This is a genomic window from Burkholderia sp. SJZ089, from assembly GCF_007828315.1.
GTDB lineage: Bacteria > Pseudomonadota > Gammaproteobacteria > Burkholderiales > Burkholderiaceae > Burkholderia > Burkholderia gladioli.
Map to the genome: position 1 here is coordinate 242,226 of NZ_VIUM01000010.1, position 21,248 is coordinate 263,473.

Consider the following 21,248-nt stretch of genomic DNA (forward strand, 5'->3'; position numbering starts at 1 on the left):
AGATGTAAGGGACCCGGCGGTGATGGCCGCGGAGTACGGTAAACTCGCCGCACCCACGCTACCGCGCGGCGCTCGATGCGCGTTTCACGCCAGGCTCCGCTCCGGGTTTCAACTCGATAGGAATCGATGTCAGTCGAACGTATTCAGCAACATATCCGCGACAACGCCACGCTTGCGCTCGAGGTGCTCGACGCGCTGTCGTTGCCGATCGCGGCCGCCGTCGACGCGATGTTCATGGCGCTCGCGAACGGCAACAAGATTCTCGCCTGCGGCGACGGCCCCTCGGCCGCCACGGCCGAACGGCTCGCCAATGCGCTGGTCGGCGGTTTCGAGCGCGAGCGGCCGAGCCTGCCGGGCCTCGCGCTGGCCACCGACGCGAGCCGTGCCGGCCCGCTGGCGGGCGGCGAGGCGGCCGACCAGATCTTCGCGCAGCAACTGCGCGCGCTCGGCCAGACCGGCGACGTGCTGGTGGTGATCGATCCCGCCGGCGACACGCCGCGCGCGCTGGCCGCGGCCGCCGAGGCACGCGAGCGCGAGATCACCGTGATCGCGCTGACAGGCAAGGGCGGCGAGCTGGCCGCCGCGCTGTCCGATACCGATATCCATATCGGCGTGCCGTCCGACCGGGCGTTGCGCATCCAGGAAGTCCATCTGCTGACCATCCATTGCCTCTGCGACGGCATCGACGCGATGCTGCTGGGCGAGGACTGATTCCAAGGAGAGCTTGTCGATGACACCGAGCCGCGTCGGACAGACGCTTGTGAGAACCACCCTGATGATCGCCTTGTCGGCCGGCCTGGCCGCCAGCCTGCAGGGCTGCGTGCTGGCCTTCGCCGGTGCGGCCGCCGGCGGCGGCGCGCTGATCGCCACCGATCGCCGCACGCTGGGCGCGCAGACCGAGGATCGCGAGATCCAGATCAAGGCGGCCTCGCAGATCAAGAGCGGCCTGCCGGACGAGGCGCACGTCAACGTGACGGTGTTCAACCGGCGCGTGCTGCTGACCGGCGAGGTGCCGAACGACGCCTCGAAGCAGCGTGCCGAGGAGATCGTGCGCGCCATCAACAACGTCAACGCGATCGTCAACGAACTGGCGATCCAGCCGGCCGCCACGCTGTCCGACCGCACCAACGATTCCTATCTCGAAGGCCGCGTGAAGACCGCGCTGATCGCCGAGAAGGGTATTTCGGCGAACGACTTCAAGGTGGTCTGCGAGCGCGGCAACGTCTATCTGCTGGGCCTGGTGACGGTCGACGAGGGCAGCCGCGGCGCCGATGTCGCGAGCCGCGTGCCGGGCGTGGTGCAGGTGGTGAAGGTGTTCCAGTACATCAAGCCGGCCGACGCGCCGGGTCTGTCCAACGCCAGCGTGCCTGCGAGCGACGCCGGCGTGTCGCAGCCGGCGCCGGCCGTCGACGTCGGCCCGACGGTGGGCGCGGTGCCCGATTCGAGCGTGACCGCCACGCCGCTGCAGTCGCCGGCGCCGGTTTCGGCCTCGCCGAACGTGCATCCGGGCAATCCGAAGGCGGGGTCGCAATGAGCGGTGGTGTTACGATCCGCCGCGCCGCGGCCTTCGCCGCGACGGCGATGCTGCTGGGCGCGGGCCTGGCGGCGGCGCCTGCCGCGCGCGCGGCCGACGACGGCCTGCGCGTGGCGCGCGCCAACGCCTGCATGGGCTGCCATGCGGTCGACCGCAAGTTGGTGGGCCCCTCGTTCAAGGACGTGGCCGCGCGCTACAAGAACGATCCGGGCGCGGCCGCCAAGCTCGAGAAGAAGGTCCGCGACGGCGGTTCGGGCGTGTGGGGCGTGATTCCGATGCCGGCCCATCCCGGCATGAGCGACGCCGACGTGAAGGCCGTCGTCAAATGGGTGCTGGCCGGCTCGCCGTCCTGAACGGCGGGCGGCGAGGGGTGAACAAATCCCCTCGACAGACCGCCCGAGTCGCCCGCGAAAAACTTTTTGGGGGGCGGCTTGCCATCCTCGTCGCGGCTTGTGTATGATCGACGGATGTTGGGGGGGTAGCTCAGCTGGGAGAGCGTCGCGTTCGCAATGCGAAGGTCGGGAGTTCGATCCTCCTCCTCTCCACCAACGAATCACCAGAAAGCCGGCCTTGTTGAGACAGGAAGGATAATTTTGCACTGGGTGCAAAGTTATGCTTCCGTTGACAAAGTGCAGCCTTATGCTTCGCAGACAAAGCCGGCCTAGAGCCGGCTTTTTGTTTGCTCATGGCCCGTCCCAAATTAGTGCGATTCTTCTCCAAGAGATAGGGGAAGCAGAGCGAGTCAAGGCAGCGTAGTTTGACTACAGCGTGGCTTTCGGGTGGGCCGTAGCAGAACGGGTTGGTGCGTTTACCTGCCTCTTTCAGTGACGGCGTTGTTGCTGCTATCACTCGGAAAATTTCACGGTAGCTCCATGTCTGCGGGGCGTCGGTTTGGGTTTACGACAAGGACCAAGCCAGGCAGCGGCAACGTCAAGGACTCGGGCTGTACGGTACGCTTGATTTCGGTTACGTCCTCTACAAGATTGTCGAACATCTCGCGAACCGTTGCTGACGGATGCAACGTTCGCTCGCGCTCAAAGTGCCCCCAGTTGCTCCAAGCTGCGCATAAGTCGGCGTTCGCGTGTCCGGAGAAATGCGCGCCGTAGCGTCCGAGGACGAATAGCGACGAGTCAGTCAACTCATCGCGAGGAATGCCTAGGCGTTGTGCGAGTACTGGCAACCCTTCCTCGGCTAACCACTCGGAGACTGCTGCAATCCACTTGTTGCATTCGCTCACCAGGTTGCTGGCATTGTTTCGACGGGTCTTCTCGTCGCCTGCAGAAGGCTGTTGCCACTTCAACTGAAAAAGGGCAGCCGTGCGCGATGCTGAATCGTAGGCGACGAAGTCGATGTCGGTGACGACCTTACCTCTTCGCCTTATCTTGACACCGTCTACGCAGCGCCAGCGCGGAGCTGGAAACAACAGACGGAGTTCGGTAATCCAACGGGATTCTCGAGCGTTGGCAGCTTCAAACCAGTCCGACTTGTAATGTTCGCGCAGTTCTGTTGCCAGGAAGATGAACGGGTTCATGTCAAGTCCATAGCAGGGTAGCGCGCAGAAGTTGGCGCTTGTTTGGACGATGGGTGCCCAAGCTGGCGTGCCTCGATCTAGGTGCGATGAGCTGTTGAATGGAGACAGGGTGAGGTGGGTAAGTAGGTGTTTGACCTCCCCCATCTCGGCATCTAGGAAACTGGCCACTACCTCAATAAGTTCATCCGCGAACGTCCCTCCGGTAAGAAGGTTCCGCATATCCAGGTGAGGTCGTTCGGAGTGGAGGATGGTCGCCGTGCACAGCCGGGTTTCGTTCAAGGTTGATAGCGCAGTCAGCACTTGAACATAATCAGAGTAGGGGCGCCCACCGATGCGATCGTCATCCGACAAGAGATCTCGATAGGGCATGCGGGACAAGTAGACTTGCGCACATTCGTGGAAATGTCGGTCCGCCTCGGGGAATAGCCCCTCGCCATCGTGGGCGCCGGATAGTATGCGTTGCGTCATTTGTGGGAGCATCGCCTCGCGGACGCAGCGAAGCTCCTCTTCCTTGGGCCGCCCCAGCTGAAGCGCTCGATCACTCAGCCAATCGACGCCAGCGTAGCCAACTTGCTCGTAATACAGCGTTTCGTCTGAGGCAGTGAGTACGAGGATTTTCATGCCTTGCACTTGACGCCGAGAGTCAAGATGTCCCTGCAAGAAACCCGCTCGCAATTGCGTGAAGAGATGACTGGCCAACCACAGTAGACCAGAATCGAATAGGAACTCGTCAGCCTGTTCTTGGGTAAAGCTCGACGAAGCAAATATGCGAGGGCGCGTGTAAGCGAGCTCCTTCGGCAGCACTCTCGATAGTGCTCCGTTAACTCCGCGTTGCAGTATGAACTGGTGCCGTCGTTCTGAGACGTTCAGCTCAGGAAGGTGCGGTATCAGTTCGCGACAGAATGCATAGTCGAGCGCACGCACAGTCTCGAATGTGAGAGCTTCCGACGGAACTTCATAGCCGCGCATACGCTCTTGCTGGTTCGCGATAGCTTGCGAGAGCAGCGATTCAGAAATTAGTTGGGTCAAGGTTGTCGCCTAAAGTTGTGGTTTCTCTATGGCGAAGTCATGCTGTCCCGACAACGTGTCCAAGTTTGCGAGTTTATGGCGTCGCTGACGTGTCTTGTGATGACCATCTCGATGGCTACCAACAAATCATGAGCGGCTTGCTATGCCCATATGCTGCGCCTCTGTTGCGCTTGGCTAGGCGCTGGGGCTACGATCTGAACCAATATCATCGCTGTTTCGAAAACCGCTCTGCGACTATATGATAGCGTGACGAAAAGAACTGACGGACGGCGAGCAACAGCAACGTTGACGCAAGAAGCGGTGGCAACTATAGAGACCTAAATGTATGCGAGCGTCGTTCGCAAGTAAGTCAGGCGATGCGATCGCCTGCCCCCTGGCAGGACTGATTGGCGTGGCACCGGTGCAGAATTCTTCACATGTTTGACAAAGGTGTCTAATGCCAATCCAGAAGCAGGAGTTCTATGAAGGTGCGGCTATTCATCGACTTATTCGCGGATCGAACGGTGCGAGCGTTACCTATACCCCACCGTTGTTCGTATTGAACGAGCGATTGCAGATCCACTTAAAATACTCGACGGCGAAACGCAGTCCGTGGAGCTTTACGTTTGTGCCCGACGAGCAGTCTCTTCTCCAAGCACGAGCAGAGGTAATGCCGCTCGTGATAGGTTTGATTTGCGGGGCGGACGGCGTTGCTGCGCTACCGTATAGTGACTTTATTTGCGTTGCGTCGACACGGAATGCAGCACTGCATGTATCTTGCCGACGTAAGCACCGAGAGCATTTCGAGATCAGCGGCCCCAATGGCACTTTGCCGGGAAAGATCGCACCAGCTGACTGGGCCAACCTTTTAAGTACACGGGGAAACAAGGCACGATGAGACATATCGACGAGATCCTCAATCTGCTTCGTCAGCAGGTGAGTAACGATAACGAAGTCGACGACATCGCACGCACGGCGAGCGAAGTTGTCGGTAAGTGGGTCAACCCGTTGAGCGGAGGCAAGGAGCAGACGAACGGGCTCATCTATGGTCTTGTGCAAAGTGGCAAAACTGGCGTCCTGACCGTGACTGGTGCGATGGGTGCGGATGAGGGATATCGGACACTCATTGTTCTCACGTCCGACATTGACCCCCTGTATGAGCAAACGCGGGGGCGAATTCAAGAAGCGTTTCCGGGCATGGACATCCTAGGGAAAGCGGATCTTCGTGATAAAGACGCCTTTTTACAGCGCATCAAGCGCGGTACCTGTGCCATTGTGGTAACGAAGAACGGCAGCATCCTCAACACTTTGATTGAGAACTTCAAGGGGGCAGGTGTTCGGGGACTTCCATGCCTGATTATTGATGACGAGGCTGATCAGGCGAGCTTGAATACCAAGGCTCGCAAGAACGACGGTTCGCGCAGCAAGATAAATGGTCAGATTGAAGAACTGCGTGGGTTCTTCGATAAAAATACTTATTTGCAGGTAACCGCCACTCCTGGAGCACTATTCCTCCAAGAAGGCAAGCATGCCTTTCGGCCGAAGTTTACGGTGCTAAGTCACCCTGGCGGTGACTACGTCGGGGGGGACGACTTTTTCGACAAACGCAGCGCCGACCTCGTTCGTGAGTTTCCCTTAGCGGACCTCGTGACTTTGTCCGCTGGATCCCAACCCACACCGGGCAGTCAGATGCCCGCCTCGTTGTTGTCTGCGCTGGATACTTTCATGATCGGTGCGACATTCAAGCGAGAAGCGAGTCCCGATCAAAAATGTGCGTTTCTGTGCCACGTGAGTACACGGACAAGCGACCATAAGCACATCGTCGACCTGCTGCGCATGTATAAGGCTGACTTGGCATCTGGCCTGAAGGCGAAGAACGCCAAACTCATTGCTCGGCTCCGGAAGGCCTTCGACGATCTCGCAGGTACACACAAACAGTTGGCAAAGGCAAACTTCGATCGTTTGCTCGAGAAAATCGAGTTTCTTTCCCCGGGCATCACGGTCAAACTCGTGAACGGGGAGACCGACGAAGACGTGGCTTTGCATGCGCCCTACAACCTCTTCGTCGGTGGGAACAAACTCGGACGCGGCGTAACCATCAAGAACTTGCTTGTGAGTTACTACGGGCGCCATCCACGTACGCCGCAGGCCGATACGGTGCTTCAGCATGCGCGCATGTACGGATATCGACGTCAAGATATAGGATTGCTACGACTTTGGCTCCCGCCCGAGCTGCACGTGGTTTTTCGCGCTATCAACGAGATGGAGCGGAGTCTACGGAAACTTATTGCCGAAAATTCTGGCGAAGAGTTTCGCGGTATCTACCTGGAGAATGGTCTCCAGGCGACGCGACGTAACGTCTTGGTTCCTGGCGCTATCGGTGTCTATACCGGCGGAGGCACTTACAACCCGGCTCAAGTGTTAAGGGACGATGTAGGCTCTAAGCACACGCCGAAGCTGGATAAGCTGCTTTCCGGCATTGCAGATAAGTGTCATGAATCGTTCTCAATCGCAGATGTCAAGGAACTCATCAAGCTGACCGTTCCAGATCCGGAAAGCTCGGAGCGGGTATGGAATCCCCTCGCCGTTGCGGAGTCGCTGGAGCAATGTGCGGAAATTTTGAAGCACGGCATGGCTTACGTTTATGTTGATCGGGGGCGTGATCTGCGTGAGAGCCGGCGAGAGACGCAGGGTGTATTGACCGGAGGTGAAGCTCTGTCCGTGCCGAACGATCGCATAACTGTGTTTATGATCCGAACGAAAGCTTACGGCAAGCATCAGTCTGTCTGGTGGCCCCAAATCCGATTCCCATCAGGTCGATACGCATTGGCCTTCGCCATCTAACAGTGCTTTGACAATGCTGAAACTTAACGACGAAATCTTGCGCGTTGAAGAAAATCGCAACAAATATGAGATGGTTTTCCCCGGCTACATCTCGCACATTCGCTTCCCGCGCTACAAGAACATTGCAGACGGTACACGCATTGACTTCACATTCCCCGTTACGGCGTTGGTCGGATCAAACGGTTCTGGCAAAACGTCAGTTTTGAATGCGCTGTACGGCGCTCCTGCACGTAAGTCGACCGGGCAGTATTGGTTCAGCACGAAAGTTGACCCAATTGAGGAGGGGGATGGTAGCCCAAGCCGGTTCATTTACGGGCACTACAATTCTGCACTGAAGGGTATCGTCGAGACGCGTAAGGCGCGTGTGCGAAAGGTCCGCGGCGACAAGCTCGATCCGAACTACTGGGAGCCGACAAAGGAAAGTCCGGGCGACGACATGGCGGAGCCAACTCTTAAGCCGGGTAAAACGTACACGGGGCGAAGCAAGGATCGGTGGAGCCCCGTAACTCGCGACGTGCTTTATATAAATTTTCGCAAGGAATTGAGCGCGTTCGACAAGTATTTCTACTTTGGCAAGGACCCGGCTAATCGGATGTCGGTAGCAAGGCGACCCGCGACACTGGCGGCAGTTAAGGGGGCGGCTGGAGTTGCAAAGAAGCCCTTTTCACGTCGCATCACGAGCAAGATGGATCAGGTTCGATACGATGCTGAATGGCTAGCACGCGTGATTGAAGCGAACGATACATCTGTAGAGTATCGTAACCGGAAGGTCGCGACGGAGAATCGGCTACTCGCTCAGGCTGAGTTGGAAATGGTGAGTTTTGTTCTGGGTAGAGAATATGAGGAGGCACGCTGGATTCGACATCGCCTCTTCAAGGGTGACGGCGGACTCAGCATCGTTTTTAAGACAAAGCACGGGCGGTATTCGGAAGCGTTCGCAGGCAGCGGTGAGGTTGCCGTAACGAGCTGTGTGGTACAGATTCTGAAAGCTGCAAGGGGAACCTTGGTCTTGCTTGACGAGCCGGAGGTGTCCCTACATCCAGGGGCGCAAGAGCGGTTGCTTGCGTTCCTCGTAAAGATGGCGCGTGTCCGGCAGCTGCAGGTCGTGTTTTCAACTCACTCGCCTCATATGACCGCGGGGCTACCGGACGATGCGATCAAGACGTTTCATCAGCTGGAAGACGGGCGTTTTGCGGCGATTGCGTCGACGCACCCGTATGCCGCTTTTCGTCGCCTTGGCGCAATGAGCGGTGGGCGGATCCGAGTTTTAGTCGAGGATCGATTGGCGAAGATGGTAGTGGAGCAGGCACTCCTGACTATAGCGGATGCCGCGACGCGAGAGGTCTTTGCGGTCGAGTTCCCAAGTGGTGGGGCCGATGCTATTTTGAAGTATCACGTGCCTGTACTCATGGCGGCGCCCGGGCATACTTTAGTGCTCCTGGACGGCGACAAGCGGCTCGTCCCTGAGTTCGTTGATCCGGACACAATTGGTGTGGCGCAAAATGACACGCTCGCTGCGAAGATCAAGGAGCAGACGGGCGTGGATCCAGAGCTGACAGTGGATGGCGGGGCCGGTGGCGGGAATTTGGCGCAACGTGTACAAATTCAGCGAAAATACTTGGCGTGGCTGCGAAGGAACGTTGCCTTCATCCCAACCTTATGCCCTGAGGAATTGATACTCCGAGCCGTGGGACAGGCCGATCCTGCAGCACAAAAGTCACAGGATCACAAGGACCGGTTGAGGGAACTGGCTGCTGGCCTGTATGGGCCGAACGTTTCAAACGAGCGCACTGACTCGCACGGCGAGACACTCATTGCGGGCGCTAGAGGTGGCTCGGCAGAGTTGGCGCAGTTGGTCGATCAACTGACCAGCTACTTAGCATCTGTGCACCCGTAGTACCTAACGTCAATCCGGAGCTCCGATACGGAAGACTACACGGACTCTCAAGTTTAAGCTGATGATTCGCAAAGAGAACACCAACGCAAAGCCGCTGCACGCCATAGATCTGTTTAGTGGGTGCGGAGGCCTGAGTTTAGGCCTCAAGAAGGCAGGGTTCGTCGTGGCCGCGGCCGTTGAAATCGACCGCAAGGCCCAGGAAACCTATCGGCTAAACCACCCGAAGGTTCGTCTTTACGCACAAGATATTCGCGGATTAGACCCGGCAGAGGTGCTGCGTGGAGCGGGGCTGAAGCCTGGCGAGCTCGACCTTCTTGCCGGGTGCCCGCCGTGTCAGGGGTTTTCGCGGCTGCGGACCAAGAACCAACGAACGTCGGTCAAGGACGAGCGTAATGATCTTGTTGCTGATTTCTTGCGCTTCGTTGAGATCATGCAGCCAAAGACAATAATGCTTGAAAACGTGCCGGCCTTGGCCAAGGACGCTCGATTTCTCAAAATGCGCTGTGAACTCGAGACATTGGGTTACGAGACAGTGGTGCATGTGCTGGACGCGGCGGACTACGCGGTGCCGCAGAGACGTAAGCGTCTCATAATGCTGGCCTCAAATATCCACACACCTGTGCTGGCGGATAAGGCGAGCAAGCGAGTAACCGTCCGTGAAGCTCTTGGTGGTCTCGATAACCCGAAGAACGCAAAGGATGATCTGCATGCGTTGGGAGAAAACCGATCGAAAGAAGTGCGTGAACTCATCGCGCTAATACCTAAAAATGGCGGTAGTCGCGTTGACCTGCCTGAAAAATATCAGCTCGAGTGCCACAAGCGCAGCAACGGATTCCGGGACGTCTACGGACGTATGGCTTGGGATCAGGTTGCGCCAACAATAACGAGCGGCTGTCACAATCCGTCGAAGGGTCGCTTTTTGCATCCGAGCCAAAATAGGACGATCACCCTGAGGGAAGCGGCGATCCTCCAGGGGTTTCCACGGAAGTACAAGTTCAATGTAGCTCACGGCAAGGAGTCGATTGCACTGATGATCGGTAACGCCTTGCCGCCTCCCTTCATCACGGCACACGCTAACGCTCTAAGAAAGGGGCTGGAAGAGGCTCGCGAAGGCTAAGCGGTCGGACGGTGCAATTGAATTCACGGACCCTTCACCGCGATCAATGACTGACAGCGTATCCAGAGCGCAGCGCAGCCGTAACATGGCAGCGGTTCGTTCGTCGAATACAAAACCAGAGAAAGTAGTGCGTTCCATCCTGCACAGGTTGGGACTACGATTCCGGTTGCACCAAAAGACGCTCCCCGGAACGCCTGACATCGTGCTTAGGCGTCACGCCACGGTCGTACTTGTACATGGCTGCTTCTGGCATGGACATGATTGTCCGCGAGGGAAGTTACCGGAGACGCGTCGTGAGTTTTGGATCCCAAAGCTACAGCGCAACCGCGAGCGTGATCTTGATAACGAGAGGCGCTTGCTAGAGCAGGGGTGGCGCGTGCTGATTGTTTGGGAGTGCGAGCTCCGCAAGCCTGACCAATTGAGAGGACGGCTCGCCGAGGCATTCAGCGTCCCGGAGTGATTGGCCATCGGAGTTCGCAGAACCCGAGTTCCAACGCTACATGACTATCGACCGGCTCAATCTGTACGTCGGCTTGGCCGGATTTCGGTGAAATTCGCAGTAAATTTGGAACGCCCTCGTTCGTATACATCTGCGGTGCGTTCGTAGCTACTCGCGCTTCCGTTCCTCGTTGCTTGGAAACCCCCTTCACACCGCCGAGACGGTGTGAAGGGGCCGCCGAGGGTGTCTAACTTGATGGCGACCTGACAGTGCAGCGTCTAGGCTTTGTGTCCGAAGGAGCTAGCCCTTGTGTCATCAGAAGAAAGGACGGTAGCGATGGCTGCACGTCTCGGTAACGCCATTGGCTGATGACCCTCTTTGTGAATCCAAGCGCTCTCTCGACGTTCGCGACGGTGCCACCGAAGTGGCGATCAGCGGTCTCGGCAATCCGAGTCTGCAGATGCTGAGCTGTTAGCAATTTGCTAATTTCCGGCCCATGGAGAATCATCTCTCCGATGGCATCGATGTTGTACCGCTGACGCGGGCTGATTCGGCTTGCTTTGACGATTCCTCTGAGCTCCTTGTGGTTCGCCGCGAGCCAACTGCCGCACCGAGAACAAAAGTCTACATGCGCGTGGCGTGGCACAAATGGCTGAACCCGTCGGCACGAAGGGCATTCATGTTGCAGCGCCATGCTGTGAACTGGGCACACCAAAATCGGGGCTGCTTGCGAGATCAATGCAAGATAGGGTTCGTGTCCGGCATCACGCCATTCAAGGAAGCACATCGGGCACCACCTTGGATGTGTGTATAGGAGCCCGAGTGCTCGTGGGTCGAGGATACCAGACCAGAGCATGAAAGAGCATTCGCTAAGCTTCTGTTGGCTGGTCAAGTCTTCCAGCTTTCGGGTGAACTCGGCAGCGTACTTGCCCACGCCGTTCATGGTCTTCAGGTGAGACTCCGTGAAGCTCGAACTGTGTTTGGTATGTCGAACCCTTGTCTCCGGAACGATCTCGCGCCTCATCAGTACAAGGGGGCTGACGGTATGAGCCAGAGCGAGGCGAATCAACACGCTATGCAAAGCTTCCCGCATGATCGAATCGTTGCCAAGCGGAGCGATCCGATACAGGCGGCTTCGTTCCGGCATCTGCCAATTCGACGTTTGCCACAGATCGTCATCAGAAGTCATTGGAGGCTCCTCCGACGGGATCTCGCCCCGGCTTTCTTGTTCCCGGTCGGCGCTTCTTAACAGGGCGACGTGACTCTGCGGAGGTGGCTTGCTTCCGAGATGGAATAGTCGGGATGTAGTCGAATCCGAGTTCGTGTGCGAGATCGTCTTCCTTGATGTCTTTCAGAAGGGCCTCTCCTGCTATCGCCTCCTTCAGCATCGCCATCAGCTTATAGTTCGAGAAGGCCGTTGCCTCGAGTAGGGTGCTATCTACCGGGATACCGTGGGTCAAGGCCCGTTCAAGCGCGCGTTGCAACCACGTTTTGAGGATACCGACGCATCCCACGGATCGCATGAGGAAATGCGTCCTCTTGCGTGCAAGGATTTGCTCCCTGTCTCATTGTGCCGGCTTTCTTCATTTCCGGCGCGGTTTCATCCGCCCACCGCCCCCTCCAGCAAAAAGAACACCACGAAGCCGACGAAGAACGCCGCTGTCGCCAGCGGCGTGTCGGGCACCTCATGCGCCTCGGTGAGCAGTTCCTCGGTGACCAGGTACAGCAGCGCGACCGTGCCGAGCCCGAGCAGGGCCGCGTAAGGCGTGGGCGGCAGCCCCGAGAACACGGCATTGCCGACCACGGCCGCCAGGCTCAGCAGCGCCGACATCGCCATCGGGATCGCGATCGCCAGCATGCGCCCGATGCCGGCCGCGGCGAGCGCCGCGCTGACCGAGAGCGCGAGGAACAGCACTTCCAGCGTCAGCGCTACGGTCAGGATCAGCCCGGTCTGGTCGCCGGCCGAGAAGGCGATGCCGAGCACCAGGCCGTCGATCAGCAGGTCGATGGCGGTGACGATGATCAGGCTGACCGGCAGGCGCGCCGTCTCGAGCCGGGTCTCGACCACCCGCGACAGCGCACGGATCGCCAGCATCAGGCCGAGCCCCAGCGCGAAGCCGACCACCACGGGCAGGCTGGCGTAGGTGCGGTCCTTGGGCAGCAGTTCGAGCGCGGCGGCCGAGAACACGATGCCGGCGGTGAAGTGCTGGATCAGGCTCGAGGTGGCCGGGCGGGGCGGCCGCAGCGCGGCGACCAGCGCGCCGAGGCAGGCCGCCACGATGGGCGGCAGCGTCAGCAGGGCGAGTTTGGCGGCGGGGGTCATGGCGCGCTCAGGCGGCGGGCGCCGCGCATTGCGGGCAGAACCGCGCGCCGGCCGGCAGCGTATTCCGGCATTGCGAGCAGGCCGCCGCCGGCAGGGCCGCCGCGCATTGGCTGCAGAACCGCGCGCCACGCGGGCTGGGCGCGCGGCATCGCGGGCAGGCCACGGAATCGGCCGCCGAAGGTAGCGAGGACGGCGCCGGCGAAGCGGCGGGCGAAGGTGGCTGCCGCTCGCCGCGATGATGCCCCGACCCCGTCGATGACGCATGACCCTGTCCGCCGCCGTGATGGCCGCCGTGCCGCTTGTTTCCCCAGAAGCTCATTCCGTACTCCTTGATAAAGAGCGCGATGGCGCGAGAGGCGCGCCCTTCGGGCGGGCCCGCGGCAGGGTAGCCGTTGCCGTGCCGCGGATCGCAGGAACGTAGTTAACACCCTGAAGCCACTTCAGGGTCAACCGCGCGGAGCGCGACCCGCCGCGCGGCCCGGGATCACCTAGTTCGGCAGCTTGACCGGCACCGACCGCGTCAGCAGGTCGACGTAGTAGTCGAAGAAGCGCGCGTTGTCGAAGCGCTTCACGATGCGCATCTTCTGCAGGCCCGGCGGCGGATTGCTGGCATACCCGGTCGACTTGCCGTCGTTCGCGCCGAAGCTGGTGTCCACGTCCACCCATTCGTCGACGGTCTGGGTCGCGAAGCTCGGGTCCATCAGGTAGGCGATGGTCAGGGTGTCCCAGATGTTGGTGGTGTAGTTGGGATTGGTCTCGAAGCCGTTCTTGCCGTCGAAGCCATAACCGTTCAACTGCTTGAAGATTTGCGTGACGACGGTCTGCCTGGCGGGATCGCGCGTGATGCGGTCATAGACGCTCTTGTCCATGCGCACCGTGTCGGTCACGTCGAGCGGCACGACCACCTGCTTGATCGGCAGGCGCAGCACCTCGCGCGCGGCCTCGGGATCGAACCACCAGTTGAACTCGGCCTTCGGCGTGGTGTTGCCGGGCACGTCGATGGCCCCGCCCATGTAGATGATCTGCTTGATCATCGGCACGATCTCGGGATGCTGGCGCGTGGCGAGCGCGATATTGGTGAGCGGCCCGATCGCGAGGATCGTCACCTGGCGCGGGTTCTGTTTGACGCTGTCGACGATGAAGTCGACGGCGCTTTTGGCCTGCACCCTGGTATGCGTGGCGAAGCCGTCGGGCGGCGCGACCAGGTCGGCATCCGATTTCGGCTCGGGCGTGTTCCAGGCGCCCAGGTAGCCGTCGCCGCCCGGGGACTGCGCGAGTTCGCGCTGGATGGTGGCGTAGTCGTGCGACAGCGCGTAGTTGGCGCCAGCATACACGCCGATCCGGTCGCCCACGCCGAGCCGCTCGACCGACTTCAGCGCATCCGCCACGCCTTGCCTGAGCCATTGATTGCCGGACACCACCGAGATGCCGAGTACCTCGATGCGGCCTTGCGCCTGGAGTTGGGCAGCCATCACGCCGAGCTGGCCGTCGTCGCTCATGGTGTTGTAGTCGCTGTCGATGATGACCTTGGGCGCCGCGCCTTGGGGCTGCAGCGTGTCGGCGCCGCCGCAGCCGGCCAGGGCAGCGCCCAGTCCCGCGATGCCGGCCGTCAGTGCCAGCTTGAGAATCCAGTGCTTCATGCATACCTCCGATGTTGTGATGGGTAGCCCGCGCCGTTCGGCATGTCCCCTCGGACCGGCACGGTGCAAGCATTCTGTATGAACAAGCGGGTCCGGATCAATCTCCGGCGTGGCATCGCGCGTCGCGCCTGCCTTGCCCGGCAAGGATTCCGGCTGCGATGTCCTAACTTACTAATGCAAATAGTAATGATTCGCGTTTACGATACAATCGCCCGCGGCAGTCTCCTGGAATATGGGTTGGGGCCGCCGATCGAGAACCACTCAAAACGGGGAGTAGCAGATGCAGTTCAAACGTCGTTTCGTCAGGATCGTCGTGCCGGCCGTGCTCGCGAAGACTTGCGCCGTGGCGATGGCCGAGCCCAATCCGGTGGAGACGGCTCGGCCGTCGCGTCAGGCAGAGGGTGGCGCATCCTCGTCGCCGCTGCGCCGCGAGGAGACGCTCAAGGCGATCTCGGTGACCGCGAATCGGGTGGGGACCACCCAGCTGAGCCGCACCGCCGCTTCGGTATCGGTGATCACCAGCGACGACATCGACGACGACAACGCACGCGACATCAAGGACGCGCTGAAGTACGAGCCGGGCGTCGAGGTGCGCCGCCAGGCCTATCGGCCGAGCGGCGTCACGGGCTCGTCGGGACGCGCCGGCAACGAGGGCATCAATATCCGCGGTCTGGAGGGCAATCGCGTGCTGATGCTCGAGGACGGCATGCCGCTGCCGCAGTCGTTCGCCTTCGGCTCGGGCGCGGCGGGCCGCGGCGACTATCTCAACACCGATCTCTACGAGCGTATCGAGGTGCTGCGCGGGCCGACCTCGGTGCTGTACGGCAGCGACGGCCTGACCGGCGCCGTCAACTTCGTCACCAAGGACCCGAAGGCGCTGCTGGCGATCTACCGCAAGCCGACCTATTTCTCGCTCAAGGGCGGCTACGATTCGACCGACCGCAGCTGGGGCTCGACGGCGAGCGCCGCGTTCGGCGGCGAGCGCGTGCAGGGCATGCTGGTGCTGAGCGGCCGCCACGGCCACGAGACCGACAACCAGGGCGAGGTGGGCGGGCTCGGCGCGAACCGCTCGAAGCCGGACCCGCTGACCTACAACAATCGCAACGCGCTGGGCAAGATCGTGTTCCGGCTCAGCAGCCAGGACACGCTGAAGCTGACCGCCGAGACGCTCGACAACACCAATTCCAGCGATGGCCTGTCCCAGCTCGGCGGCGCTTATCAATGGGGTGGGCGCAGTTCGCGCGACTACACGGCGAACCGCTACGTGACCGGCAACGAGGTGCAGAGCAATCGCGCCAAGCTCGACTACGATCACCGCGACGACAGCAACCCGTATTTCCAGCAGCTGCACGCTTCGGTCTACTACCGGAATGCCCAGACGCACCAGACGCTCGACATCGGCGGCCTGAGCGCGACGGGCGTCGCGGCCAGCCGCTCGCGCGTGAACGACTATCGCGACAACATCCTGGGCGGCAACCTGGTGGCCGACAGCCGCTTCGCCACCGGCGCCTGGCGGCACCAGCTCACCTATGGCTTCGACGTCAGCGTCTCGCACTACAGCACCTCGAGCTCGGCGGCGGGCGAGTGGGTGCCGGGCGGCGACGGTTATCCGGAAGTATTCCCGAAGACCACCCAGACCAACTTCGGCGCCTACCTGCAGGACGAGGCGCGCTGGGATCGCCTGAGCATCGTGCCGGGCGTGCGCTTCGACTGGTTCCGCATGACGCCGCACGCGGACGCGACCTACAACACCGCCGCGGCCACCTCGACCAAGCCGACCACCGGCCTCACCGACAACGCGGTGTCGCCGCGCCTGGCGCTGCTCTACGAGGTGACGCCGGCCCTGGTGCCCTATGTGCAATACGCACGCGGCTTCCGCGCGCCCTCGGCCTACCAGGTCAACAGCTACTACAACCCGGCCGGCTCCTATGGCCTGTTCTACCAGCAGGTCGGCAACCCGAACCTGCGGCCGGAAACCAGCAACACCTTCGAGCTCGGCACGCGCGGCAAGTTCGGCGTCGGCGCGGGCCACGTGAACTACAGCCTGGCCGGCTTCGCGGGACGCTACAACGACTTCATCGACACCAAGGTGGTGGGCGGCAACGTGCGCTCGCCGAACGATCCGTACACGGTGCAGTACGTGAATTTCTCGAAGGCCTCGATTCACGGCCTTGAAGCCAAGGCCGACTGGCTGGTCGACGACAGCCTGGAAGTGAAGGGCGGCCTGGCCTGGATCCGCGGCACCGAAACCAAGGACGGCGTGACCACCGGGCTGGATACGGTGCCGCCGCTCGCGGTGGTCCTGGGGCTGCGCTACACCGGCGGCGAGCGCTGGTTCGCGGGCGTCGACCTGACCTACAACTCGCGCAAGAGCAAGTCCGACATGTCGGATCCGAGCTTCTATTCCACGCCCTCGTTCACCATCGTCGACCTGCACGCGGGCTATCGCTTCTCGCGCCACGTCAGCCTGACGGCCGGCATCAACAACCTGTTCGACCGCAAGTACTGGGTCTGGAACGACGTGCGCGGCCTGAAGGACAGCGACGGCGCCGCCACCATCGCGGCCCTTACCGCCCCGGGCCGCAATTTCAACGTCGGCATGAAGATCGATTTCTGATCGGCCGGCCAGGACTTCCCGCTTTTTCATGACCGAGGACACCGCATCATGACCACTGCCTCCGCCACCGGCGCCCAGGCCGCCACTCATTCGTATACCCAGGACGCGGCCTCGCTGGCCGCGCTGCGGCGCGATTTCACCACGCTGCGCACCGAGCGCAAGCTGCGCCACCGCGATGCCGCCGCCACGCTCGGCGTGAGCGAGGGCGAGGCGCTGGCCGCCTTCGTCGGCGAGCACGTGGTGCGCCTCGATGCGCGCTTCGTCGAGCTCTACGAGGCGATCCCGCTGCTCGGCACGGTGATGACGCTGACCCGCAACGAGGCGGCCGTGCACGAGAAGATCGGCCAGTTCGAGAAGATGAGCCATGACGGGCAAGTCGGGCTCGCGCTCGGCAGCGCGATCGACCTGCGCATCTTCTACGGCAAATGGGCCTCCGCCTTCGCGGTGCGCGAGGCGAGCGAGCAGGGCGGCGAGCGCAAGAGCCTGCAGTTCTTCGACGCGCAGGGCACCGCCATCACCAAGCTCTACCTGCGTGCCGACAGCGATCACGCGGCCTTCGATGCGCTGGTGACGCGCCACGCGGCGGTGCCGCAGGCCGCGGGCCTGACGGTCGTGCCGATGCCTGCGCCGGCAGTCGGCCGCGAGGACGACGAAATCGACGTGGCCGATTTCCGGGCCGCCTGGGACGCGATGCAGGACACCCACGAGTTCTTCGGCATGCTGCGCAAGTTCGGCGCGGGCCGCCTGCAGGCGCTGCGGCTGGCCGGTGAGTCGCGCGCGCGGCGGCTGGAGGATGGCGCGCTGCGTGCTCTGTTCGACGACGTGGCCGCGAGCGGCCTGCCGATCATGGTGTTCGTCGGCAATACCGGGATGATCCAGATCCATACCGGGCCGGTGGCGAACCTGGTGCCGATGGGGCCCTGGCTCAACGTGATGGATCCCGACTTCAACCTGCACCTGCGCACCGACCTGGTCGACAGCGCCTGGCTGGTGCGCAAGTCGACCAGCGACGGCGTGGTCAGCTCGGTCGAGTTGTTCGACGAGCGCGGCGAGACCATCGCCATGCTGTTCGGCGCGCGCAAGCCGGGCGCGCCGGAGCTGGCGGGCTGGCGCGAGGCGCTGGCGCGGCTCGCGCCGGCGGCCGATCGCGACGAGGTGCAGGCATGAGCGCGCGGCACGACGCGGGGCGTCGCCGCTGGCTGCTCGGCGCGGGCGCGAGCGCGTTCGCGCTGGGCGCGAGCGGCCTGGCCGCCGCCAGCGCCGGGGCTGCGGTTGCCGCGGCCACAAGCGGCGCGACCGGAGCCGCGACCGGAGCCACGGCTGGCGCCGCGGCCGCCGGCGTGGCCGCGCCGAGCGAGCCGCATCGCGTGGTCGTGATCGGCGGGGCGCTGGCCGAGATCGTCTACGCGCTCGGCCGTGCCGACCGGCTGGTCGGCACCGACACCACCTGCACCTTCCCGGCGCCGGCGCGCGCGCTGCCCAAGATCGGCTACCAGCGCTCGCTGTCGGCCGAGAGCCTGCTCGCGCTGCGTCCCGACCTGGTGCTGGCCTCGGCCGAGGCGGGGCCGACCTCGGCGCTGGACCAGGTGCGTCGCACCGGCATCGACGTCGACCTGTTCGCCGAGCATCACGACGTGGGCTCGGTGCGCGACAAGATCGACGGCATCGCGCGCGCGCTCGGCGCCGAGGCGGCGGGCCGCGAGCAACTGGCGCGCTTCGATCGCGACTGGGCGCAGGCGATCTCGGGCGCCAAGCCGGCGCCGCGCCGCGTGCTGTTCGTGATGGACCCGGCCGGGCGCCAGCCGATGGTGGCCGGGCAGCGCACCGCCGCCGCCGCGATGCTGCGTTATGCCGGCTTCACGAATGCGATCGAGGGCGTGGAGGGCTACAAGATGCTGAGCTCGGAGGCGCTGGTGGCGGCGCAGCCCGAGGTGGTGCTGACCACCGACGACACGCTGCGCGCGGCGGGCGGCGCGCAGGCACTGCTGTCATCGGCGGGTTTTTCGCTGACGCCGGCGGGCCGCGCCTCGCGCGTGGTCGCGCTCGATGCGCTGTTCCTGCTCGGCTTCGGGCCGCGCCTGCCGCAGGCGGTGACGGCCTTGCGCCGGAAATTGGTCGCGGCCTGAGCGATTCGACCGGCGGGCTTGGCGAGCCGGCCGTGTCAGGGGGCTCGACGGGAAGGGCCGATGCGGCGCGGCGAAACCGGATGTGATCGAAGGAGAGGCGATCGCAGCCGGGCGCCTCGGCGGCCCGGCCGCGACCGGATTCAGGCGTCGGCCGCGATCACGGCGCGATTGCGACCGCCGCGCTTGGCCTGGTAGAGCGCCGCGTCGGCGGTCTCGATCAGCGAGGTGGTCGAGCCTTCGGGCGAGGCGATCACGCAGGCCCCGCCGATGCTGACGGTGACCACGCCGCCCTCGATGCCGCCCGCGTGCGGCACCTGCAGGGCGGCCACCTCGAGGCGGATCTTCTCGGCGACCAGCCGGGCGCCGCCCGCCGGCGTGCCCGGCAGCACCACGCCGAACTCCTCGCCGCCGAAACGCGCGGCCAGGTCGCCCGGGCGGCTCATGCAGCGCTGCAGCGCGGCGCCCACCTGGCGCAGCACGTCGTCGCCGGCGACATGGCCGTAGGTGTCGTTGTATTGCTTGAAGCGATCGACGTCGATCATCAGCATCGACAGCTCGGATTGCTCGCGCTGGCTCTTGCGCCATTCGCCGTCGAGGTAGGCGTCGAGATAGCGCCGGTTCGGCAGCGCGGTGAGCCCGTCCGACTGCGAGAGCCGCTCGAGTTCGCGATTGGCGGCCAGCAGCTCGTGCTGCGACTGCCGCAGCGCGCGGTAGGCGGTGTTCAGCTGCAGCAGGTTCACGTAGGCGCGCGAGTGATAGCGGATCCGCGCCACCAGCTCGACGTGGTCGGGCAGCTTGATCAGGTAGTCGTTGGCGCCGGCCTCGAAGGCGGCCTGCTTGATGCGCGGCTCCTCCTTGGTCGACAGCACGATGATCGGCACGTCGCGCAGCTCGGGCGTGCGCCGGTAGTGCTGGACCAGGGTCAGCCCGTCGATGTCGGGCATCACCAGGTCCTGCAGGATCAGCGTCGGATGCGTGTCGCGGGCGATCTCCAGCGCCTGCGTGGCGTGCTGGCAGTAGCGCAGCTCGATGCCGTCCTCGCCGGCCAGGGCCTGGCGCACCGCCTCGCGCACGATCGGCTGGTCGTCCACCAGCAGCACCACGGCCGTGCCGGAGGCGCCGGCAGCCGTGGGCAGCGCCAGCCGAGCTGCCTCGAGCGCGGCATCGGCGCCTTGCTGGGCGGTTTCCGGTGGGGCGGGCCGCGGGTTCGGCGCGCCGGCCGGGTCGAATTCCATGCGTGGTTCCTTCTGAAAGCGGGAAGTCCGCCGGCTCCAGCGGCGGGCGTGTCGGCGGGGCGGCCTCGCCTGCCGCGTGCCGGCCGCTCCTGGCACGGAGGCGGGCGGGACGGGCGAGGCGAGACAAGCGGCCGATAAGCCGTGGATCGATTCTGGATAAGGTGCCGGGTGCCGCGCCGACCACGAGACTTGTCCTCGTTCACGGCCGATCATCCCCAGACACGCCACGCGCTTGTTCGATCCCTGGCGCGTTGATCCGGCTGCGGAAATCGGGCTTGTCCACTGCCGGGTCGGGTCATTGTCAACCAACCCTATTTACCTGTAAGGGTTTTCCTCACAACCGGGAATGAATTGTAGGCCGGCGGGAAAAAGCGCGCACCGTTTTCGCGGCGTCCGCCGCGTGCTCAGACGGCGCAGCGCGCGAGGTGATAGCGCAGGGTGGTTTCATCGGGTTCGCCCTCGCCGCTGCTGGGCGGATAGACGGCGATGGTGGTGCCGGCCGCCGCGTTCTGCTCGAGTGTGATGCGCCAGTCCTCGTCGGTCGAGCGCGGGCCCACCAGTAGCGTCGCGGCGCTGCCCTGCTGCTGAACGCGCGTGCCGGACATGCGCCCCGACAGGCAGCGCTCGATCTGCGGGGCCGTCAGGCCGGACGAGACGTAGATCATCGCGCCGGGCGGCGCACCGATCGCGGCGGCCTGCGACTGGGCCAGCGGGCGCGGGCCGTTGCTGCTGCCGCAGCCGGCGATGGTGGCCACGGCGGCGCCCGCGAGCAGCAGGCGGGCGATCAGGGAATTCGGTGCATTCATCGATTCGGGGTTCTCGGATACGGGTTCGATCACGGCATCGCCCGGCGGCGCCGGCGAGGGTCGAAGCTGGCGATCGATCCGGCGGCGAGGCGAAACATGTCGGGGCAGGCTAACAAGCGTGCCGGGTCGAG

The 21,248-nt window shown here is 63.0% G+C and carries 18 protein-coding genes and 1 tRNA gene; 11 read left to right on the top strand and 8 right to left on the bottom strand.

The features are described from left to right. The first annotated feature begins 126 nt into the window (after positions 1 to 126). From FB600_RS20235 to FB600_RS20250, 4 genes are all read left to right on the top strand, one after another. Positions 127 to 711, top strand: coding sequence for an SIS domain-containing protein (locus FB600_RS20235; protein WP_098154646.1), 585 nt, complete (start codon positions 127 to 129; stop codon positions 709 to 711). 19 nt (positions 712 to 730) lie between these two features. Next, positions 731 to 1,534, top strand: coding sequence for a BON domain-containing protein (locus FB600_RS20240; protein WP_096749887.1), 804 nt, complete (start codon positions 731 to 733; stop codon positions 1,532 to 1,534). Next, a complete protein-coding gene (locus FB600_RS20245; protein WP_098181387.1) occupies positions 1,531 to 1,887 on the top strand; it encodes a c-type cytochrome in 357 nt (118 codons plus the stop codon). The genes FB600_RS20240 and FB600_RS20245 overlap by 4 nt, the downstream gene beginning before the upstream one ends. Before the next feature lie 119 nt (positions 1,888 to 2,006). Next, positions 2,007 to 2,082 (top strand) — tRNA-Ala (locus tag FB600_RS20250). Positions 2,083 to 2,393: 311 nt separating this feature from the next. Here the strand turns inward: FB600_RS20250 and FB600_RS20255 are convergent. After that, the gene (locus tag FB600_RS20255; protein WP_145757239.1) at positions 2,394 to 4,094 is read right to left on the bottom strand and encodes a hypothetical protein; all 1,701 of its coding nucleotides are present in this window, start codon (positions 4,092 to 4,094) and stop codon (positions 2,394 to 2,396) included. Between the two features lie 873 nt (positions 4,095 to 4,967). On the opposite strand from FB600_RS20255, the gene FB600_RS20260 reads away from it, so the two are divergent. The 4 genes from FB600_RS20260 (at position 4,968) to FB600_RS20275 (ending at position 10,391) form a co-directional block, all read left to right on the top strand. Next, on the top strand, positions 4,968 to 6,917 hold the full coding sequence (locus FB600_RS20260; protein WP_017432252.1) for a Z1 domain-containing protein: 1,950 nt from the start codon (positions 4,968 to 4,970) through the stop codon (positions 6,915 to 6,917). Positions 6,918 to 6,930: 13 nt separating this feature from the next. Beyond that, positions 6,931 to 8,814 (top strand): ATP-dependent nuclease, encoded by a 1,884-nt coding sequence (locus FB600_RS20265; RefSeq protein WP_145757238.1) that lies wholly within the window; start codon positions 6,931 to 6,933, stop codon positions 8,812 to 8,814. 61 nt (positions 8,815 to 8,875) lie between these two features. Beyond that, positions 8,876 to 9,931, top strand: a complete 1,056-nt coding sequence (locus FB600_RS20270; protein WP_145757237.1) for a DNA cytosine methyltransferase — start codon at positions 8,876 to 8,878, stop codon at positions 9,929 to 9,931. A gap of 46 nt (positions 9,932 to 9,977) precedes the next feature. After that, positions 9,978 to 10,391, top strand: coding sequence for a very short patch repair endonuclease (locus FB600_RS20275; RefSeq protein ID WP_045678872.1), 414 nt, complete (start codon positions 9,978 to 9,980; stop codon positions 10,389 to 10,391). Between the two features lie 226 nt (positions 10,392 to 10,617). On the opposite strand, the gene FB600_RS38185 is transcribed toward FB600_RS20275, so the two are convergent. The 5 genes from FB600_RS38185 to FB600_RS20300 form a co-directional block, all read right to left on the bottom strand. Beyond that, the gene (locus FB600_RS38185) at positions 10,618 to 11,559 is read right to left on the bottom strand and encodes a TniQ family protein (RefSeq protein WP_145757236.1); all 942 of its coding nucleotides are present in this window, start codon (positions 11,557 to 11,559) and stop codon (positions 10,618 to 10,620) included. Further along, positions 11,549 to 11,830 carry a hypothetical protein gene (locus FB600_RS20285; RefSeq protein WP_145757235.1) on the bottom strand — a complete coding sequence of 94 codons (282 nt, stop codon included), beginning with the start codon at positions 11,828 to 11,830 and terminating at the stop codon, positions 11,549 to 11,551. Before FB600_RS20285 ends, FB600_RS38185 begins: the two co-directional genes overlap by 11 nt. 140 nt (positions 11,831 to 11,970) lie before the next feature. After that, on the bottom strand, positions 11,971 to 12,693 hold the full coding sequence (locus FB600_RS20290) for a ZIP family metal transporter (protein ID WP_145757234.1): 723 nt from the start codon (positions 12,691 to 12,693) through the stop codon (positions 11,971 to 11,973). A 7-nt stretch (positions 12,694 to 12,700) separates the two neighbouring features. Continuing rightward, a complete protein-coding gene (locus FB600_RS20295) occupies positions 12,701 to 13,012 on the bottom strand; it encodes a double zinc ribbon domain-containing protein (RefSeq protein ID WP_080562282.1) in 312 nt (103 codons plus the stop codon). A 169-nt stretch (positions 13,013 to 13,181) separates the two neighbouring features. After that, entirely contained in the window at positions 13,182 to 14,333 is a 1,152-nt protein-coding gene (locus tag FB600_RS20300; RefSeq protein ID WP_145757233.1) for a nucleoside hydrolase, read from the bottom strand. A gap of 280 nt (positions 14,334 to 14,613) precedes the next feature. Between FB600_RS20300 and FB600_RS20305 the strand changes: the two genes are divergently transcribed. Genes FB600_RS20305 through FB600_RS20315 form a run of 3 tightly spaced genes read left to right on the top strand, consistent with a single transcriptional unit; the run spans position 14,614 to position 19,076 of the window. Then, positions 14,614 to 16,950 (top strand): TonB-dependent hemoglobin/transferrin/lactoferrin family receptor, encoded by a 2,337-nt coding sequence (locus FB600_RS20305; protein ID WP_145757232.1) that lies wholly within the window; start codon positions 14,614 to 14,616, stop codon positions 16,948 to 16,950. A gap of 45 nt (positions 16,951 to 16,995) precedes the next feature. Further along, positions 16,996 to 18,117: a hemin-degrading factor gene (locus FB600_RS20310; RefSeq protein ID WP_409995233.1), complete on the top strand. Its 1,122-nt coding sequence runs from the start codon at positions 16,996 to 16,998 to the stop codon at positions 18,115 to 18,117. After that, positions 18,114 to 19,076 (top strand): hemin ABC transporter substrate-binding protein, encoded by a 963-nt coding sequence (locus FB600_RS20315; protein ID WP_145757230.1) that lies wholly within the window; start codon positions 18,114 to 18,116, stop codon positions 19,074 to 19,076. The genes FB600_RS20310 and FB600_RS20315 overlap by 4 nt, the downstream gene beginning before the upstream one ends. Positions 19,077 to 19,216: 140 nt before the next feature. On the opposite strand, the gene FB600_RS20320 is transcribed toward FB600_RS20315, so the two are convergent. Both FB600_RS20320 and FB600_RS20325 read right to left on the bottom strand, forming a co-directional pair. After that, positions 19,217 to 20,311 (bottom strand): diguanylate cyclase domain-containing protein, encoded by a 1,095-nt coding sequence (locus tag FB600_RS20320; RefSeq protein ID WP_145757229.1) that lies wholly within the window; start codon positions 20,309 to 20,311, stop codon positions 19,217 to 19,219. A gap of 404 nt (positions 20,312 to 20,715) precedes the next feature. After that, complete coding sequence (locus FB600_RS20325) at positions 20,716 to 21,117, bottom strand: hypothetical protein (protein WP_145757228.1); 402 nt, start codon at positions 21,115 to 21,117, stop codon at positions 20,716 to 20,718. Positions 21,118 to 21,248 lie beyond the last annotated feature (131 nt).

Excerpts from the sequence above, each read along its gene's own strand:
- FB600_RS20320 (WP_145757229.1), bottom strand. The coding sequence starts at position 20,311 with ATGGAATTCGACCCGGCCGGCGCGCCGAACCCGCGGCCCGCCCCACCG.
- FB600_RS20290 (WP_145757234.1), bottom strand. The coding sequence starts at position 12,693 with ATGACCCCCGCCGCCAAACTCGCCCTGCTGACGCTGCCGCCCATCGTG.
- FB600_RS20315 (WP_145757230.1), top strand. The coding sequence starts at position 18,114 with ATGAGCGCGCGGCACGACGCGGGGCGTCGCCGCTGGCTGCTCGGCGCG.
- FB600_RS20240 (WP_096749887.1), top strand. The coding sequence starts at position 731 with ATGACACCGAGCCGCGTCGGACAGACGCTTGTGAGAACCACCCTGATG.
- FB600_RS20245 (WP_098181387.1), top strand. The coding sequence starts at position 1,531 with ATGAGCGGTGGTGTTACGATCCGCCGCGCCGCGGCCTTCGCCGCGACG.
- FB600_RS20270 (WP_145757237.1), top strand. The coding sequence starts at position 8,876 with ATGATTCGCAAAGAGAACACCAACGCAAAGCCGCTGCACGCCATAGAT.
- FB600_RS20265 (WP_145757238.1), top strand. The coding sequence starts at position 6,931 with ATGCTGAAACTTAACGACGAAATCTTGCGCGTTGAAGAAAATCGCAAC.
- FB600_RS20260 (WP_017432252.1), top strand. The coding sequence starts at position 4,968 with ATGAGACATATCGACGAGATCCTCAATCTGCTTCGTCAGCAGGTGAGT.
- FB600_RS20275 (WP_045678872.1), top strand. The coding sequence starts at position 9,978 with ATGACTGACAGCGTATCCAGAGCGCAGCGCAGCCGTAACATGGCAGCG.
- FB600_RS38185 (WP_145757236.1), bottom strand. The coding sequence starts at position 11,559 with ATGACTTCTGATGACGATCTGTGGCAAACGTCGAATTGGCAGATGCCG.
- FB600_RS20325 (WP_145757228.1), bottom strand. The coding sequence starts at position 21,117 with ATGAATGCACCGAATTCCCTGATCGCCCGCCTGCTGCTCGCGGGCGCC.
- FB600_RS20235 (WP_098154646.1), top strand. The coding sequence starts at position 127 with ATGTCAGTCGAACGTATTCAGCAACATATCCGCGACAACGCCACGCTT.
- FB600_RS20300 (WP_145757233.1), bottom strand. The coding sequence starts at position 14,333 with ATGAAGCACTGGATTCTCAAGCTGGCACTGACGGCCGGCATCGCGGGA.
- FB600_RS20295 (WP_080562282.1), bottom strand. The coding sequence starts at position 13,012 with ATGAGCTTCTGGGGAAACAAGCGGCACGGCGGCCATCACGGCGGCGGA.
- FB600_RS20305 (WP_145757232.1), top strand. The coding sequence starts at position 14,614 with ATGCAGTTCAAACGTCGTTTCGTCAGGATCGTCGTGCCGGCCGTGCTC.